The organism is Variovorax sp. PEI5, assembly GCF_056679935.1.
The window spans coordinates 315,542-332,973 of record NZ_CM155257.1 but is presented as its reverse complement, the minus strand read 5'-3'; the positions used below and the strand labels follow the sequence as shown (position 1 = coordinate 332,973).

Here is a 17,432-nt window from a genome sequence, read left to right as displayed (position 1 = left end):
TTGTTGTTGACTAATTCGCTCAAGTATACCATCAAGACCTGTACGCTGCTCGGGTTAACCCACATCCAGGCTCGTGCTGCTGTAGTCCAAATGCGCGACAACTTTCAGATGACTGCGATGTTGTCGCCCCCACTGGCGCCGAAGGCCTGTTCGCGCAGGATCGAAAGCTGATCGCGCACCCGCGCCGCCTTCTCGAATTCGAGATTGCGGGCGTGTTCCAGCATCTGCTTCTCCAGACGCTTGATCTCGCGCGAGATGTCCTTCTCGCTCATGTCCTCGACCTTGGCGCGGTCGAGTTCCAGGCGTTCGGACTCGCGTCCGCTCTTCTCGCTGTAGACGCCGTCGATGAGGTCGCGCACCTTCTTCACGATGCTGCGCGGCGTGATGCCATGGGCCTCGTTGTGGGCGATCTGCTTGGCGCGCCGGCGTTCGGTCTCGTCGATGGCCTTCTTCATCGAATCGGTCATGCGGTCGGCGTACAGGATGGCGCGTCCGTTCAGGTTGCGGGCGGCGCGACCGATGGTCTGGATCAGGCTGCGCTCGGCGCGCAGGAAGCCTTCCTTGTCGGCATCGAGGATCGCCACCAGCGAGACCTCGGGGATGTCCAGTCCCTCGCGCAGCAGGTTGATGCCCACCAGCACGTCGAAGGCGCCCAGGCGCAGGTCGCGCAGGATCTCCACGCGCTCGACCGTGTCGACGTCGCTGTGCATGTAGCGCACCTTGACGCCGTTGTCGCCCAGGTAGTCGGTGAGCTGCTCGGCCATGCGCTTGGTCAGGGTGGTGATGAGCACGCGCTCGCTCTTGTCGACGCGCAGGCGGATCTCGCCCAGCACGTCGTCGACCTGGTGCGTGGCCGGACGCACCTCGACCAGCGGGTCGACCAGTCCCGTCGGACGCACGAGCTGCTCGACGACGTTGCCGGAGTGGTCCTTCTCGTACTGCGCGGGCGTCGCCGAGACGAAGATGCACTGGCGCATGCGCGTCTCGAATTCCTCGAAACGCAGCGGCCGGTTGTCCATGGCCGACGGCAGCCGGAACCCGTACTCGACCAGCGTCGTCTTGCGCGCCCGGTCGCCGTTGTACATGCCGCCGAGCTGGCCGATCATCTGGTGGCTCTCGTCCAGGAACATCAGCGCGTCCTTGGGCATGTAGTCGGTCAGCGTCGCGGGCGGCTGCCCGGGCGCGGCGCCGGAGAGATGGCGCGAGTAGTTCTCGATGCCCTTGCAGTGCCCGATCTCGGCGAGCATCTCGAGGTCGAAGCGGGTGCGCTGCTCGATGCGCTGCGCCTCCACCAGCTTGCCCTGGGCGACGAATTCCTTGAGACGGGCATCGAGCTCCAGCTTGATCGATTCGACCGCCGTGAGCACCTTGTCGCGCGGCGTCACGTAGTGGCTCGACGGATAGATCGTGAAGCGCGGGATCTTCTGCCGGATGCGCCCGGTGAGGGGGTCGAACAGCTGCAGCGATTCGATCTCGTCGTCGAAGAGCTCGATGCGGATGGCGAGCTCGCTGTGCTCGGCCGGGAACACGTCGATGGTGTCGCCGCGCACGCGGAAGGTGCCGCGCGAGAAGTCCTGCTCGTTGCGCGTGTACTGCATGCGGATCAGCCGCCCGATGACGTCGCGCTGACCGATCTCGTCCCCGACGCGCATGATGAAACGCATCTGGGTGTAGTCCTCGGGCGTGCCGATGCCGTAGATGGCGCTCACCGTCGCGACGATGATGGTGTCACGCCGCTCCAGCACGCTCTTGGTGGCCGACAGCCGCATCTGCTCGATGTGCTCGTTGATCGAACTGTCCTTCTCGATGAACAGGTCGCGCTGCGGCACGTAGGCCTCCGGCTGGTAGTAGTCGTAGTAGCTGACGAAGTACTCGACCGCGTTCTTGGGAAAGAACTCGCGGAACTCGCTGTAGAGCTGCGCGGCCAGCGTCTTGTTGGGGGCGAAGACGATCGCGGGCCGGCCCATGCGCGCGATCACATTGGCCATGGTGAAGGTCTTGCCCGAGCCGGTGACGCCCAGCAGGGTCTGGAAGACCTCGCCGTTCTCCAGGCCCTCGACCAGGCCCTCGATGGCGGCGGGCTGGTCGCCGGCGGGGGGATAGGGTTGGAACAGCTCGAACGGCGATCCCGGGAAGCTCAGGAAGGTGCCTTCCTTGAAGGGACCCGTGGGATCGGCGGCCGGGGACGGGGAGATGACTTCGGTGATGGGAGGCATGGCGTGTCCGTGGCAGTTGGCGGGCGGTCGGTAAAATTCAAGGCAACCTGAAAGCCTAATCCAGCTTCGGGGCCAGAGCCAGAGGCCGACCGGCCTCGTTGGCGATCCGAATCATCCTGAGGACTTCTCCCATGTCTATGTTCACCGCCGTCGAGATGGCGCCCCGCGACCCCATCCTGGGGCTCAACGAACAGTACGCCGCCGACGACAACCCCAAGAAGGTCAATCTCGGCGTCGGCGTCTACTACGACGACAACGGCAAGCTGCCGCTGCTCGCCTGCGTGCGTTCGGTCGAGGAGGACATGATGAAGGCGCCGAGCGCCCGCGGCTATCTGCCCATCGATGGCATCGCGGCCTACGACGCCGCCGTCAAGGGCCTGGTCTTCGGCGCCGACAGCGAGCCCGTCACGTCCGGCCGAGTCGCCACGGTGCAGGCCATCGGCGGCACCGGCGGCCTGAAGGTCGGCGCCGACTTCCTCAAGCGCCTGCGTCCGGACGCCAAGGTGCTGATCAGCGATCCGAGCTGGGAAAACCACCGCGCGTTGTTCACCAACGCCGGCTTCGTGGTCGAGAGCTATCCCTACTACGACGCCGAACGGCGCGGCGTCGACTTCGACGCCATGCTCGGCGCGCTGGACGCCGCGCCGGCGGGCACCGTGGTGGTGCTGCATGCCTGCTGCCACAACCCGACGGGCTACGACATCACGCCCGAGCAATGGGATCGCGTGGTCGAGGCGGTGAAGCGCAACGACCTCGTCGCCTTCCTCGACATGGCCTACCAGGGCTTCGGCAACGGCATCCAGGAAGACGGCGCGGTCATCGGGAAGTTCGTCGATGCCGGTCTGACCTTCTTCGTGTCGACCTCGTTCTCCAAGAGCTTCAGCCTCTATGGCGAGCGCGTCGGCGCGCTGTCGGTGCTGTGCGCCGACAAGGAGGAAGCAGCCCGCGTGCTGTCGCAGCTCAAGATCGTGATCCGCACCAACTACAGCAACCCGCCGATCCACGGCGGCGCGGTGGTGGCCGCCGTGCTCAACGACCCGGCGCGCCGGGCCGTGTGGGAAGGCGAACTCGCCGAGATGCGCACCCGCATCAAGGCGATGCGCCAGAAGCTGGTGGATGGCCTGAAGGCGGCCGGCGTGCAGCAGGACATGAGCTTCATCACGAAGCAGATCGGCATGTTCAGCTATTCGGGCCTGACGAAGGACCAGATGGTGCGCCTGCGCAGCGAGTTCGGCGTCTATGGCACCGACACCGGGCGCATGTGCGTCGCCGCGCTCAACAGCCGCAACATCGACCACGTCTGCCAGAGCATCGCCAAGGTCGTCTGACCCCGGAGCGGGCCGGAACCCTTCCATCGGCTAGGGCCCTCCCCCTACCATGGCATGCCGGTGTGTTGATATATTGCACCGCAACAATTTCAACAACAGTTCCATACAGGTCCAGCTCCCATGCTCTATCAACTCTATGAAGCCCAGCGGTCCCTGATGGAACCGCTGACCGATTTCGCCCAGGCCGCGTCGAAGCTCTACAGCAACGACAAGTCCCCCTTGTCGCACCTGCCGATGGCGCAGCGCATGGCCGCCGGCTACGACCTGCTCTTCCGCCTGGGCAAGGACTACGAGAAGCCTGAATTCGGCATCAAGAGCGTGAAGGTCGGCGGCAGCGACGTCGTCATCCAGGAAGCCATCGCCCTGGACAGGCCGTTCTGCGAGCTGCGCCGCTTCAAGCGCTTCACCGACGAGCCGAGGGTCCTGGAACAGCTCAAGAAGCAGCCCGTGGTGCTGATCGTCGCGCCGCTGTCGGGCCACTACGCCACGCTGCTGCGCGACACCGTGCGCACCATGCTGCAGGACCACAAGGTCTACATCACCGACTGGAAGAACGCCCGCACGGTCCCGCTGTCGGACGGCGCGTTCCATCTCGACGACTACATCAACTACGTGCAGGAGTTCATCCGCCTCCTGCAGGCCGAATATGGCAACTGCCATGTCGTCAGCGTGTGCCAGCCGACCGTGCCGGTGCTCGCGGCCGTCTCGCTGATGGCGAGCCGCGGCGAGCAGACGCCCCTGTCGATGACCATGATGGGCGGCCCCATCGATGCCCGCAAATCGCCGACCTCGGTCAACAACCTGGCGATGAACAAGAGCTTCGAGTGGTTCGAGAACAACGTCATCTATCGCGTGCCGCAGGGCTTTCCCGGCACCGGTCGCCGCGTCTATCCGGGTTTCCTGCAGCACACCGGCTTCGTGGCCATGAATCCGGACCGCCACGCGACCAGCCACTACGACTATTTCAAGAACCTGATCAAGGGCGACGATGCCAGCGTCGAGGCGCATCGCAAGTTCTACGACGAGTACAACGCCGTGCTCGACATGGATGCCGACTACTACCTGGAGACCATCCGCACCGTCTTCCAGGACTTCCTGCTGGTGCAGGGCACCTGGGACGTGATCGGCGTCGATGGCGAGGTGGAGCGCGTGAAGCCGGCGGACATCACCCAGGCCGCGCTGCTGACGGTCGAGGGCGAGCTCGACGACATCTCGGGCTCGGGCCAGACGCGCGCGGCGCACGACCTGTGCACCGGCATCGCCAAGGACCAGCGGCGCCACCTCGAGGTGAAGGGTGCCGGCCACTATGGCATCTTCAGCGGTCGCCGCTGGCGCGAGACCGTCTACCCGGCGGTCACCTCGTTCATCCTGGCGCACGACCAGGCGCAGAAGCGCGCGCTCTCCCAGGAGCCGGCGACGGACGTCACGGCCGAGGACAAGGTGAAGATCGAGGCGCCGAAGGCCAAGGCCAAGCTCAAGGCGAGCGGCCGGACCGGTCGCGCGATCGCATCGCAGCCCAAGGCCGCGGCTCCGAGCGCATCGACGAAGCAGGCAACGCCGGCGAAGTCGGCCCAGGCCGCCAGGTCCGTCGGGACGGTGGAAACCGCGACGGCCGTCCAGGCCGGGAAGACCACGCGCACCACGAAGCGCGCGCCGGCATCGCGCGCGAAGCCGGCGGCTGCCGCCAGCGCGCCGGCGCTGGCCAGGTCCCCCGAGGCAGCGGCCGATGCCCAGGTCGCGCTGTTCCAGCCGAATGCCGGCGTGGAAGCCGTCACCTCGGTCCTGACCGAATCCATCGGCAATGCCCAGGCGGCATTGCAGGACGGCACCGTGAAGGCCGTGGAAGCCGCCACGTCCGCCATGGTCGACACGGCGCAGGCCGTGGCCGATGCCGTATCGGTACCGACGGCACGCCGTCAGGCGACCTCGGCGGCGGCGGCCAGGACGGCAGGCGATCGCGCCATCGCCAAGGCGGCGACGCCCGCGCGTCGCGCCGCCCGGCGGTCCTGAGTTCCACGCGCATGCCCGCCATGAGGCCGGATCCGGGCATGCCGTCGCTGGTCGAACGCATCGACGCCGCCCTCCCGCAGACGCAATGCACGCGATGCGGCTATCCCGATTGCCGCGCCTATGCGCAGGCCATCGCCGGCGAGGGCGCGGCCATCAACCGCTGTCCACCGGGCGGTGTCGAAGGTATCGAACGCCTGTCGATGCTGACCGGACATCCCGTCCTGCCGCTCGATGCCACCTGTGGCGACGAAGGACCGCGCACCCTGGCGGTCATCGACGAGGCCTGGTGCATCGGCTGCACGCTCTGCCTCGATGCCTGCCCCACGGATGCCATCCTGGGCGTCAACAAGCGCATGCACACGGTGGTGGAAGCCCATTGCACCGGTTGCGAACTGTGCATCCCCGTCTGCCCCGTCGACTGCATCGAACTCGAGGTGGCGACACCCGGATCGAGCGGCTGGCAGGCCTGGTCGGCATTGCAGGCCGACATCGCGCGCCAGCGTTATGGCATCCACCGGGCCCGGCGCGAGCGCGACGCGGCGCGGGCCGCGGCACCATCGGCGGCTCTGGCTCCCCCGGACGCGGATGCTGCGGCGGTTCGCAAGCGCGCGGTCATCGAAGCCGCGCTGGCACGGGCCGCGGCGGCGCGGCGCGATGCGCCATCTCCCGGCGGCTGAAGGGCCCTCGCGCTCAGGAAACGGCGGGGCTCGCAGCGGCCAGTGCCGCGAAGGCCCGCACCACCTCGGGTGGCGCCTGCACCATCTCCACCAGCACGCCCTCCCCGGCGATCGGGAACTCGTCGCTGGCCTTGGGATGCAGGAAGCAGATGTCGAAGCCGGCCGCGCCCTGCCGGATGCCGCCCGGTGCGAAGCGCACGCCCTGCCCCGTCAGCCACTCGACGGCGGCCGGCAGATCGTCGATCCACAGGCCGATGTGATTGAGCGGCGTCGCGTGGACGGCGGGCTTGGCATCGGGGTCGAGCGGCTGCATGAGATCGACCTCGACCTTGAATGGACCCCGGCCGATGACGCAGATGTCCTCGTCGACGTTTTCGCGTTCGCTCTTGAAGGTGCCCGCCACCTCCAGACCGAGCATGTCGACCCACAATCTCCGCAATCGCAGCTTGTCGAGGCCGCCGATGGCGATCTGCTGGATGCCCAGCACCTGGAACGGACGCGACGGGGTGTTCATGTGGTGACCTCGGAGGAAGCGGCGACGCGATGGCCATTGAGCCCCAGTCGGGCCAGGAGCCGGACGTCGGCCTCGACCTCCGGATTGCCCGTGACCAGCAGCTTGTCGCCATGGAAGATGGAGTTGGCCCCCGCCATGAAGCACAGGGCCTGGACCGCGTCGCCGAGTTGCTGGCGGCCGGCCGACAGGCGCACGCGCGCGCGCGGCATCGTGATGCGGGCGACCGCGATCACGCGCACGAAGTCCAGCGGATCGATCGGCTCGCTGTCGGCCAGCGGCGTGCCGGGCACCCGCACCAGACTGTTGATCGGCACCGAATCCGGATAGGGCTGCAGGTTGGCCAGCTGGGCGATCAGGCCGGCACGATGCACCGGCGTCTCGCCCATGCCGACGATGCCGCCGCAGCACACGCCGATGCCGGCCTCGCGCACGTGGCGCAGGGTATCGAGCCGATCCTGGTACATGCGGGTGCTGACGACATCGGTGTAGTACTCGGGCGCGGTGTCCAGGTTGTGGTTGTAGTAGTCGAGTCCGGCATCGCGCAGTGCCCCGGCCTGATGCGCCTCCAGCATGCCCAGCGTGGCGCAGGTCTGCAGTCCGAGGTCCTTCACGGCGCCGATCAGCTCGGCCATCTTCTCGATGTCTCGATCCTTGGGCGCGCGCCAGGCGGCGCCCATGCAGAACCGGGTCGCTCCCGCGTCCCTGGCGGCCTGGGCGGCGCGCCGCACCTCGTCGACCGCCATCAGCTTGCCGGCCTGCACGCCGGTGTCGAACTCGGCCGACTGCGGACAGTAGCCACAGTTCTCCGGGCAGCCGCCGGTCTTCACCGACAGCAGCGTCGCCAGTTCGATCGTGCCTTCCGGCCAATGCGCGCGGTGCACGCTCTGCGCCTCGAACAGCAGGTCCAGGAAGGGCTTGTCCAGCAAGGCCTGGATCGCCTCGACGGTCCAGGGCCGCGCCGGTTCGACCACCGGGCTCGACGCCGGCGCCGGGCGGTGCAAGGTCACCGTCTTCAGATCGTTGGCACCCATCAGACGAACTCCAGGATGACCTGGTCCACCGCCAGCGAATCGCCCCTGGCGGCCGAGATCGCGCCGACCACGCCGTCGCGCGCGGCGAACAGGACGTTCTCCATCTTCATGGCCTCGATCACGGCCAGCTTCTCGCCGGCCTGCACTTGCTGACCCGGCTGCACCGCCACCTCCACGAGCAGCCCCGGCATCGGCGACATCAGGAACTTGCTGAGGTCCGGCGGCGCCTTGTAGGGCATGAGTTCGTGCAGTCGCGCGCCCAGCGGCGACAGCACCATGGCGTCGATGCGGGTGCCGTGGTGCGCCACGCGCAGCGCGAGCGGATTGCGGCCCGCGCCGCGCTCGACCTGGGCGAAGAACGGCCGGTCGTTGACGATGCCCTCGACGCGTGGATCGCCCAGCGTCGCCGTGCTGTCGATCTGGTAGGTCTTGCCATTGACCTGCACCGCGCTGGAACCGGTCTTGCCCTTGAAGTCGGTGACCGACACCGGCGTGTGCGCGTTCTCGCCGCCGGCACCCAGGGTGACGACGACGAAGCGCTCGCCGACCTTGACCCCGTGGCCTTCGAGCTGGCCGCTGATGCCCGAGGCACGCGCCCGGTAGCGCCGATGCATGAACGCCGCGAGCGCGACGAGGAAGTCGGGATCCTCGTGCACCACGTCCTCGGCGCGGAAGCCCTGGCCGTAGTGCTCGGCGATGAAGCCGGTGTTGAAGTCGCCAGCGACGAATTTCGGATGCGCGAGCAACGCGGCCTGGAACGGGATGTTGCTGCCGACGCCGCGGATGACGAAGGCGTCGAGCGCCTCGCGCATCCGCGCGATCGCGTGCGCGCGGTCGCGGCCGTGCACGATCAGCTTGGCGATCATCGAGTCGTAGAACATCGGGATCTCGCCGCCGTCGTAGACGCCGGTGTCCACGCGCACGCCATAGAGGTGCTCGGTGTCGGCGGCGAACATGGTTTCCCTGGGCGGCTGGAACTTCACCAGCCGGCCGGTGGACGGCAGGAAGTTGCGAAACGGATCCTCGGCGTTGATGCGGCACTCGATGGCCCAGCCCTCGCGTTTGACCTCGGCCTGCGTCAGCGGCAACGGCTCGCCGGCGGCCACGCGGATCATCAGCTCCACCAGATCGAGCCCGGTGATGCACTCGGTCACCGGATGCTCGACCTGCAGGCGCGTGTTCATCTCCAGGAAGTAGAAACTCTGGTCCTTGCCGACCACGAACTCCACCGTGCCGGCGCTCTGGTAGTTCACGGCCTGGGCCAGCGCCACCGCCTGCTCGCCCATCGCGCGACGCGTGGCGTCGCTGATGAAGGGCGACGGCGCCTCCTCGATCACCTTCTGGTGGCGACGCTGGATCGAGCATTCGCGCTCGTTGAGGTAGATCACGTGGCCCTGCGAATCGCCGAGCACCTGGATCTCGATGTGACGCGGCTCCTCGACGAACTTCTCGATGAAGACCCGGTCGTCGCCGAACGAGTTGCGCGCCTCGTTGCGGCACGAGGTGAAGCCCTCGAAGGCCTCCTTGTCGTCGAAGGCCACGCGCAGGCCCTTGCCGCCGCCGCCGGCCGACGCCTTGATCATCACCGGATAGCCGACGTCGCGGGCGATCTCGACGGCGCGCTCGGCCGTCTCGATGGCGTCGTTCCAGCCGGGGATGGTGTTGACCGCCGCGTCCTTGGCCAGCTTCTTGGAGGCGATCTTGTCGCCCATCGCCGCGATGGAATGGTGCTTGGGGCCGATGAAGACGATGCCCGCCTCCTCCACCTCGCGTGCGAAGGCCTCGTTCTCCGACAGGAAGCCGTAGCCCGGATGGACCGCCTCGGCGCCGGTCTGCCTGCAGGCCTCGATGATCCGGTCCGCGCGCAGGTAGCTCTCGCGGCTGGGCGAGGCGCCGATGTGCACGGCCTCGTCGGCCAGCTCGACATGGCGCGCGTCGCGGTCGGCGTCGGAATACACCGCCACGGTCGCGATGCCCATCTTGCGGGCGGTCTTGATGACGCGGCAGGCGATCTCGCCGCGGTTGGCGATCAGGATTTTCTTGAACATGTGCCTGTCTCCGGTCTCACAAGGGGATGTTGCCGTGCTTGCGCCACGGGTTCTCGAGCTTCTTGTCGCGCAGCATCACCAGGCTGCGGCAGATGCGGCGGCGCGTCTCGCTCGGCAGGATCACGTCGTCGATGTAGCCGCGCGTGCTGGCGACATAGGGATTGGCGAAGCGGGCCTTGTACTCGGCCTCGCGGGCGGCGAGCTTCTCGGGATCGTTCTTGTCCTCGCGGAAGATGATCTCGACCGCGCCCTTGGCGCCCATCACCGCGATCTCGGCACGCGGCCAGGCCAGGTTGACGTCGCCGCGCAGATGCTTGGAAGCCATCACGTCGTAGGCGCCGCCATAGGCCTTGCGGGTGATCACGGTGATCTTGGGCACCGTGCATTCGGCATAGGCATAGAGCAGCTTGGCGCCGTGCTTGATGATGCCGCCGTACTCCTGGCTGGTGCCGGGCATGAAGCCGGGCACGTCGACGAAGGTGATGACCGGAATGTTGAAGGCATCGCAGAAACGCACGAAGCGCGCGGCCTTGATCGACGAGCGGATGTCCAGGCAGCCCGCCAGCACCAGCGGCTGGTTGGCGACGATGCCCACGCTCTGGCCCTCCATGCGCGCGAAGCCGATGACGATGTTCTTCGCGTAGTCGGGCTGCAGCTCGAAGAAGTCGCCGTCGTCGACCACCTTGGTGATCAGCTCCAGCATGTCGTAGGGCTTGTTGGCGTTGTCCGGCACCAGGGTGTCGAGCGAGGCGTCGGCGCGATCGGCCGGGTCGCCACTCGGGCGCACGGGCGGCTTCTCGCGGTTGTTCAAGGGCAGGTAGTTGTAGAGCCGGCGCAGCATCATCAGCGCCTCGACGTCGTTCTCGAAGGCCATGTCGGCCACGCCACTCTTGGTGGTGTGCGTGAGCGCTCCGCCCAGTTCCTCGGCCGTCACGTCCTCGTGCGTCACGGTCTTCACGACCTCGGGGCCGGTGACGAACATGTAGGAGCTGTCTCGGACCATGAAGATGAAGTCCGTCATGGCCGGCGAATACACCGCGCCACCCGCGCACGGACCCATGATCATGCTGATCTGGGGCACCACGCCACTGGCCATCACGTTGCGCTGGAAGACGTCGGCATAGCCGCCGAGCGAGGCCACGCCTTCCTGGATGCGCGCGCCGCCCGAATCGTTCAGGCCGATCACCGGCGCGCCGACCTTCATCGCCTGGTCCATCACCTTGCAGATCTTCTCCGCGTGGGCCTCGGACAGCGCGCCGCCGAAGACGGTGAAGTCCTGGCTGAAGACGAACACCAGACGGCCGTTGATCATGCCGTAGCCGGTGACGACGCCGTCGCCGGGGATCTTGTTGTCGGCCATGCCGAAGTCGCTCGAGCGGTGCTCGACGAACATGTCCCACTCCTCGAAGGTGTTGTCGTCGAGCAGCAGTTCGATGCGCTCGCGCGCCGTCAGCTTGCCCTTGGCGTGCTGCGCGTCGATGCGCTTCTGGCCGCCGCCCAGACGCGCCTGCGCGCGTCGTTTTTCCAGTTGTTCGAGGATGTCTTTCATGGCGCTGGTTCTGGACGTTGGGGAAGAAAAAAGGAGAGGGATGGGAGAGAGGCGGTCAGGACGCCGGGTCCGCGTCCTGGCGCGCGAGCGCGAGCAGTTCGCGCGCGGCGGTCGAGGGCGCGAGCGTGCCGGCGGTGATGCGCTCGACGGTGTCGGCGAGTTGTCCGCGTACCCGCGGATGCTGGCGGAACGCCTGTTTCAGCCCGGCATCGATGCGCTCCCACATCCAGGCCAGCGACTGCTTCTCGCGACGCGCGGCGAGCTTGCCATGGGTCTCCTGCAGCCGGCGGAATTCCGTGACGGCCTCCCAGAAGGCATCGACGCCGGTGCCCGCCAGGGCGCTGAGCTGCAGCACCCGCGGCTGCCAGAAGCGGATCTCCGCCTCGGGCGATCCGGGCTCGGCGTGCGCCGCCCGCATCGCCTGCGCGTGCGCCGGATTGCCATGGTGGCCGAAGAGGCGCAGGGCCGACGTGATCTGGGACTGGGCGCGCGTCGCGGCATCGCGGTCGAGGTCGGCCTTGTTGATGACCACCAGGTCGGCGATCTCCATCACGCCCTTCTTGATCGCCTGCAGGTCGTCGCCGGCATTGGGCAATTGCATCAGCACGAACATGTCGGTCATGCCGGCGACCGCGGTCTCGCTCTGGCCCACGCCCACGGTCTCGACGATGACGATGTCATGGCCGGCGGCCTCGCACACCAGCATCGCCTCGCGCGTCTTCTCGGCCACGCCCCCGAGCGTGCCCGACGACGGACTCGGCCGGATGTAGGCGCGCTCGTGGACCGACAGGCGCTCCATGCGCGTCTTGTCGCCCAGGATGGAGCCGCCGGAGACGGTCGACGACGGATCGATGGTCAGCACCGCCACGCGATGGCCGCGCTCGATCAGCAGCAGCCCCAGCGTCTCGATGAAGGTCGACTTGCCCACGCCCGGCACGCCGGAGATGCCGAGGCGGAAACTCCGTCCGGTGTGCGGCAGCAGCGCGGTGAGCAGCTCGTCGCCCCGGGCGCGATGATCGGCGCGGGTCGACTCCAGCAGGGTGATCGCCTTGGCGATGGCGCGACGCTGACGCGGCCCCTCGGCCTGGAGCACGTCCTCGGCCGCCACCGGCACGCTCGAAGGACGCATCGTCAGGCCGCCACCGCCGCCCGGATCTGCTCCAGCACGTCCTTGGCGCTGGCCGGGATCGGCGTGCCCGGGCCGTAGATGCCCTTCACGCCGGCTTCGTAGAGCATTTCGTAGTCGCCGCGCGGGATCACGCCGCCGACGAAGACGATGATGTCGTCGGCGCCCTGCTTCTTCAGCTCGGCGATGATGGCCGGCACCAGCGTCTTGTGCCCGGCGGCGAGCGTGGAGACGCCCACCGCATGGACGTCGTTCTCGATCGCCTGGCGCGCGCACTCCTCCGGCGTCTGGAACAGCGGTCCCATGTCGACGTCGAAGCCCAGGTCGGCGAAGGCGGTGGCGACGACCTTGGCGCCACGGTCGTGACCGTCCTGGCCGAGCTTGGAGATCATCACGCGCGGGCGCCGGCCCTGCGCCTCGGCGAAGGCGGCGATCTCGTGCTGCAGCGCCTCCCAGCCCTCGGCCGAGTCGTAGGCCGCGGCATAGACGCCGGTCACCTTCTGCGTGTCGGCGCGATGGCGGCCGTAGACCTTCTCCAGCGCATCGCTGATCTCGCCGACGGTCGCGCGCAGGCGGACGGCGTCGATCGAGAGCGCCAGCAGGTTGCCCTCGCCGCTCTCGGCGGCGGCGGTCAGCGCGTCGAGGGCGGCCTGCACGGCGGCGCCGTCGCGCGTCGCGCGGATCGCCTGGAGCTTGGCGATCTGTCCGTCGCGCACGCGCACGTTGTCGATGGAGAGGCTGTCGATCGCATCCTCGGTCTTCAGCTTGTACTTGTTGACGCCGACGATGACGTCGCGGCCCGAATCGATGCGCGCCTGCTTGTCGGCCGCCGCCGCCTCGATCTTCAGCTTGGCCCAGCCGCTGTCGACGGCGCGCGTCATGCCGCCCATCGCCTCGACCTCCTCGATCAGGGCCCAGGCGGCATCGGCCATGTCCTGCGTCAGCTTCTCCATCATGTAGCTGCCGGCCCAGGGGTCGATCACGCTGGTGATGTGGGTCTCCTCCTGGATGATGAGCTGGGTGTTGCGGGCGATGCGGGCTGAGAACTCGGTCGGCAGCGCGATGGCCTCGTCGAGCGCGTTGGTGTGCAGGCTCTGCGTGCCGCCGAAGACCGCCGCCATCGCCTCGATGGTGGTGCGCACGACGTTGTTGTAGGGGTCCTGCTCGGTCAGCGACCAGCCGGAGGTCTGGCAGTGCGTGCGCAGCATCAGGCTCTTGGGGTTCTTCGGCTCGAACTCCTTCATGATCCGGCACCACAGCAGGCGCGCGGCACGCATCTTCGCGACCTCGAGATAGAAGTTCATGCCGATGGCCCAGAAGAACGAGAGCCGGCCCGCGAACACGTCGACGTCGAGTCCCTTGGCCAATGCCGTCTTCACGTACTCCTTGCCATCGGCCAGGGTGAAGGCCAGCTCCAGCGCCTGATTGGCGCCGGCTTCCTGCATGTGGTAGCCGCTGATGCTGATCGAGTTGAACTTCGGCATCTTGTGGGCCGTGTACTCGATGATGTCGCCGATGATCCGCATGCTCGGCGCGGGCGGGAAGATGTAGGTGTTGCGGACCATGAACTCCTTGAGGATGTCGTTCTGGATGGTCCCGCTGAGCTGGTCCTGCGCCACGCCCTGCTCCTCGGCGGCGACCACGTAGCCCGCCAGCACCGGCAGCACGGCGCCATTCATGGTCATCGACACGCTGACCTTGTCGAGCGGAATGCGATCGAACAGGATCTTCATGTCCTCCACCGAATCGATCGCCACCCCCGCCTTGCCGACGTCGCCGGTCACGCGCGGATGGTCGCTGTCGTAGCCGCGGTGCGTCGCCAGGTCGAACGCCACCGAGACGCCCTGCCCGCCGGCGGCCAGCGCCTTGCGGTAGAAGGCATTGGACTCCTCCGCCGTCGAGAAGCCCGCGTATTGCCGGATGGTCCAGGGGCGCACCGCATACATCGTCGCCTGAGGACCGCGCAGGTAGGGCTCGAAGCCGGGCAGGGTGTCGGTGTATCGCAGACCCTGCAGGTCCGCTGCGGTGTAGAGCGGCTTGACCTTGATGCCGTCGGGCGTGGTCCAGGTCAGTGCGTCCAGGTCGCCACCGGGTGCCGACTTCGCGGCGGCACGCGTCCAGGCGGCGAGGTCGGCGGTCTTGAAGGTCGGTTCGGGCATGCTGATGGCGCCTGCGGCGGATTCGTGGAAGGGGTCGGACGCGCGCCCCAGGGCGCGCATCGAGAGGGATAGAGGAGGAGGCCCCGGTTCCCGGGACGTCGGCGCGGCAGTTTAACGCTTCTGTAATTATTAATTCAATCCATTTTCTGCGGTACATTCGCCGCCATGTCCGCCGCCACCCTCACGCCCCGAGCCCTCTACCAGGAAGTGGCCGAACGGGTGCGTCAGCGCATCTTCAGCCACGAACTCGCTCCCGGCGCCTGGATCGACGAGATGAAACTCGCCGAGGCCTACGGCATCAGCCGCACGCCGCTTCGGGAAGCCCTGAAGGTGCTGGCGGCCGAGGGCCTGGTGACGATGAAGGTACGTCGCGGGGCCTATGTCACCGAGGTATCGCGCCGGGACCTGGCGGATGTCTATCACCTGCTGTCGCTGCTGGAGAGCGACGCGGCCGGCGCCGTGGCGCATGGCGCCTCGCCCGCGCAGCTCGCCGAACTGCAGTCGCTGCACGATCAGCTCGAAGCCGCGGCGGCGGCCGATCAGGTCGACCGAGGCCATTTCTTCATGATCAACGAGCGCTTCCACATGCGCCTGCTGGAGATCGCCGACAACCGCTGGCGCACGCAGATGGTGACCGACCTGCGCAAGGTCATGAAGCTCAACCGCTACGACTCGCTGCTCAAGACCGGACGCATCGAGGATTCGCTGGCCGAGCATCGCGCCCTGATGGACGCGCTGCTCGCGCATGACGTCGATGCCGCGACGGCGCGCATGCGCGAGCACTTCGACAACGGTCTGGAAGCGGCGGCCTGAAGCGCGGGCCGCGAGGCCCTCAGGCAGAGGCGTGGGCGGGCGCGTGCGCCAGCGCCATCACCTCGTGCGGTCCCATCGACTTCAGCCGATGGTCGCTCCAGACCTGGCGCCAGCGGCGCGCTCCGGGCAGGCCGTTGCGCAGGCCCAGCATGTGGCGGGCGATGTTCGACCAGGGCGTGCCGTGACTGGCGGCCTCGCGCACCATGTAGTCGCACATCCACCGCTCGATGTCCTCGCGCGTGCGCTCGACGACGGCTTCGCCGAAGAAGGTCGCATCCCAGCCGGCCAGCCACCAGGGGTTGTGATAGGCCTCCCGGCCGACCATCACGCCGTCGAGCAGCCTCAGGTGCTCATGGACCTGCGCATCGGCGACGATGCCGCCATTGAGCGAGATCCTCAGGTGGGGAAAGTCGTGCTTGAGGCGATGCACCAGCTCGTGGCGCAGCGGCGGGATCTCGCGATTCTGCTTGGGCGAGAGTCCCTGCAGCCAGGCATTGCGCGCATGGACGATGAAGCCCTCGCAACCCGCCTCGCTCACGATGCCGACGAAGTCGCGCACGAAGTCGTAGCTCTCCTGCCGGTCGATGCCGATGCGATGCTTGACCGTCACCGGAATGTCGACCTGGTCGCGCATCGCCTTGACGCCATCGGCCACCAACGTCGGCTCCGCCATCAGGCAGGCGCCGAAGGACCCGCGCTGGACCCGCTCGCTCGGACAACCACAATTGAGATTGATCTCGTCGTAGCCCCATTCCTCGCCCAGGCGCGCGCACTGCGCCAGCTCGGCGGGCTCGCTGCCGCCCAATTGCAAGGCGACCGGGTGTTCCTCGACCCCGAACCGCAGGTGTCGATCGACATCGCCATGGATCAGGGCACCGGTGGTCACCATCTCGGTGTAGAGCAGCGCATGGCGCGACAGCAGACGATGGAACTGGCGGCAGTGCCGATCGGTCCAGTCGAGCATCGGGGCCACCGACAGCACCTTGGCCGGCAGCGCCGGGGCAACGGGCGATCCGGGCGTCATGCCTGTTCCCGCAGTCGATGCTGTTCACCGCACATCTGCACGTACGCCAGGAATTCCTCCAGCTGTGTCGCCTTGTCGAACACGGCGTCGGCACCCTGCGACAACGCGCGCGTCGCGGATGCCTCGACATAGTTGGTCAGCACCACGACCCGCTGGTGTGCCGAGCGTGGCGCACAGATCTTCACGACCTCCATGCCGGATCCCTCGGAGAGAAACAGGTCGACGATGACCAGGTGCCAGAGATGCGAATGCTCGAGCAGCCAGCGGGTGGCCTCGTCCTGGGTGGGCGCGACGCCGACGACGGTGGCGTCGCCGACCTCCTCCAGCATGCCGAGGAGGCCATCGCGAACGGAAAGGTTGTCTTCGACGAGAAAGACGCTGAACGTCATGAACGGAATCGAGAAAGCGGTTGAAAAGATTCAGACCGCTGCGGTGTCCGCTTTCATGGCGGATCCGACGGAACACAGATCATCGGAATCTGCATCGGCGGTTTGGAGAAGGACGGGCCCGGCGCCGTCGACATTGCCGGCTGCCGGGATGTGGACCGAAGCCACGCGACGTGATCGACGTCACCCCTGGCACGGATGTTAATCGTCTTCGCCTTTCAGTCGCGGGGGCCGCCCGGACCGAACATCCGCCGCATGGCAGCCATTCCCGCGACCAGGGCATTCGCATAGGTCCCATAGGGATCGCTGGACGATTCGATCGGCAGGTAAGGCAGGATGTCCTCGATGGTGTAGTCGGCTCCTTCCATCAGCACCCAGTAGAACTCGCCGTCTTCGAGTTCATGCACGGTCAACGCGATATTCCGCAAGTGCGACATAAATTAAAACTTTAGATTTCAGAATGATCGAATCCTAAGGAGCACAGCCTCGTACCGCCAGCGAGAAATTCACGTTTTGATACAAATGTTATTTTATTGCTTACAAACTCCGAT

General features: G+C 67.1%; 13 protein-coding genes and 1 pseudogene. 4 read left to right on the top strand and 10 right to left on the bottom strand.

Annotated elements, in window-relative coordinates:
* Positions 1 to 104: 104 nt before the first annotated feature.
* Positions 105 to 2,216 carry an excinuclease ABC subunit UvrB gene (gene uvrB / locus AC1MLT_RS01515; RefSeq protein ID WP_481033528.1) on the bottom strand — a complete coding sequence of 704 codons (2,112 nt, stop codon included), beginning with the start codon at positions 2,214 to 2,216 and terminating at the stop codon, positions 105 to 107.
* A 131-nt stretch (positions 2,217 to 2,347) separates the two neighbouring features.
* Between uvrB and AC1MLT_RS01510 the strand changes: the two genes are divergently transcribed.
* From AC1MLT_RS01510 to AC1MLT_RS01500, 3 genes and pseudogenes are all read left to right on the top strand, one after another.
* A complete protein-coding gene (locus AC1MLT_RS01510; RefSeq protein ID WP_481033527.1) occupies positions 2,348 to 3,544 on the top strand; it encodes an amino acid aminotransferase in 1,197 nt (398 codons plus the stop codon).
* A gap of 120 nt (positions 3,545 to 3,664) precedes the next feature.
* Positions 3,665 to 5,098 (top strand): annotated as a pseudogene (locus AC1MLT_RS01505) (polyhydroxyalkanoate depolymerase); the annotation flags it as partial.
* A 494-nt stretch (positions 5,099 to 5,592) separates the two neighbouring features.
* Positions 5,593 to 6,231: an RnfABCDGE type electron transport complex subunit B gene (locus tag AC1MLT_RS01500; RefSeq protein WP_481035079.1), complete on the top strand. Its 639-nt coding sequence runs from the start codon at positions 5,593 to 5,595 to the stop codon at positions 6,229 to 6,231.
* A gap of 13 nt (positions 6,232 to 6,244) precedes the next feature.
* Here the strand turns inward: AC1MLT_RS01500 and AC1MLT_RS01495 are convergent, their stop codons facing one another.
* From AC1MLT_RS01495 to scpA, 6 genes are read right to left on the bottom strand one after another with little or no spacing between them, the layout of a single operon-like run.
* Positions 6,245 to 6,745, bottom strand: coding sequence for a VOC family protein (locus tag AC1MLT_RS01495; RefSeq protein WP_481033526.1), 501 nt, complete (start codon positions 6,743 to 6,745; stop codon positions 6,245 to 6,247).
* The gene (bioB, locus tag AC1MLT_RS01490) at positions 6,742 to 7,776 is read right to left on the bottom strand and encodes a biotin synthase BioB (protein ID WP_481033525.1); all 1,035 of its coding nucleotides are present in this window, start codon (positions 7,774 to 7,776) and stop codon (positions 6,742 to 6,744) included. Before bioB ends, AC1MLT_RS01495 begins: the two co-directional genes overlap by 4 nt.
* Positions 7,776 to 9,824, bottom strand: a complete 2,049-nt coding sequence (locus AC1MLT_RS01485) for an acetyl-CoA carboxylase biotin carboxylase subunit (protein ID WP_481033524.1) — start codon at positions 9,822 to 9,824, stop codon at positions 7,776 to 7,778. Before AC1MLT_RS01485 ends, bioB begins: the two co-directional genes overlap by 1 nt.
* A 16-nt stretch (positions 9,825 to 9,840) precedes the next feature.
* A complete protein-coding gene (locus AC1MLT_RS01480) occupies positions 9,841 to 11,373 on the bottom strand; it encodes an acyl-CoA carboxylase subunit beta (RefSeq protein ID WP_481033523.1) in 1,533 nt (510 codons plus the stop codon).
* A 55-nt stretch (positions 11,374 to 11,428) separates the two neighbouring features.
* Positions 11,429 to 12,502 carry a methylmalonyl Co-A mutase-associated GTPase MeaB gene (gene meaB / locus AC1MLT_RS01475; protein WP_481033522.1) on the bottom strand — a complete coding sequence of 358 codons (1,074 nt, stop codon included), beginning with the start codon at positions 12,500 to 12,502 and terminating at the stop codon, positions 11,429 to 11,431.
* Positions 12,503 to 12,504: 2 nt separating this feature from the next.
* Entirely contained in the window at positions 12,505 to 14,658 is a 2,154-nt protein-coding gene (gene scpA, locus AC1MLT_RS01470) for a methylmalonyl-CoA mutase (protein ID WP_481033521.1), read from the bottom strand.
* Positions 14,659 to 14,823: 165 nt separating this feature from the next.
* On the opposite strand from scpA, the gene AC1MLT_RS01465 reads away from it, so the two are divergent.
* The gene (locus AC1MLT_RS01465) at positions 14,824 to 15,471 is read left to right on the top strand and encodes a GntR family transcriptional regulator (RefSeq protein ID WP_481033520.1); all 648 of its coding nucleotides are present in this window, start codon (positions 14,824 to 14,826) and stop codon (positions 15,469 to 15,471) included.
* A gap of 19 nt (positions 15,472 to 15,490) precedes the next feature.
* Here AC1MLT_RS01465 and dusA read toward each other — a convergent pair whose 3' ends face one another.
* The 3 genes from dusA to AC1MLT_RS01450 form a co-directional block, all read right to left on the bottom strand.
* On the bottom strand, positions 15,491 to 16,495 hold the full coding sequence (dusA, locus tag AC1MLT_RS01460) for a tRNA dihydrouridine(20/20a) synthase DusA (RefSeq protein WP_481033519.1): 1,005 nt from the start codon (positions 16,493 to 16,495) through the stop codon (positions 15,491 to 15,493).
* The gene (locus AC1MLT_RS01455; RefSeq protein WP_481033518.1) at positions 16,492 to 16,884 is read right to left on the bottom strand and encodes a response regulator; all 393 of its coding nucleotides are present in this window, start codon (positions 16,882 to 16,884) and stop codon (positions 16,492 to 16,494) included. Before AC1MLT_RS01455 ends, dusA begins: the two co-directional genes overlap by 4 nt.
* 215 nt (positions 16,885 to 17,099) lie before the next feature.
* On the bottom strand, positions 17,100 to 17,288 hold the full coding sequence (locus AC1MLT_RS01450; RefSeq protein ID WP_481035078.1) for a hypothetical protein: 189 nt from the start codon (positions 17,286 to 17,288) through the stop codon (positions 17,100 to 17,102).
* Positions 17,289 to 17,432 lie beyond the last annotated feature (144 nt).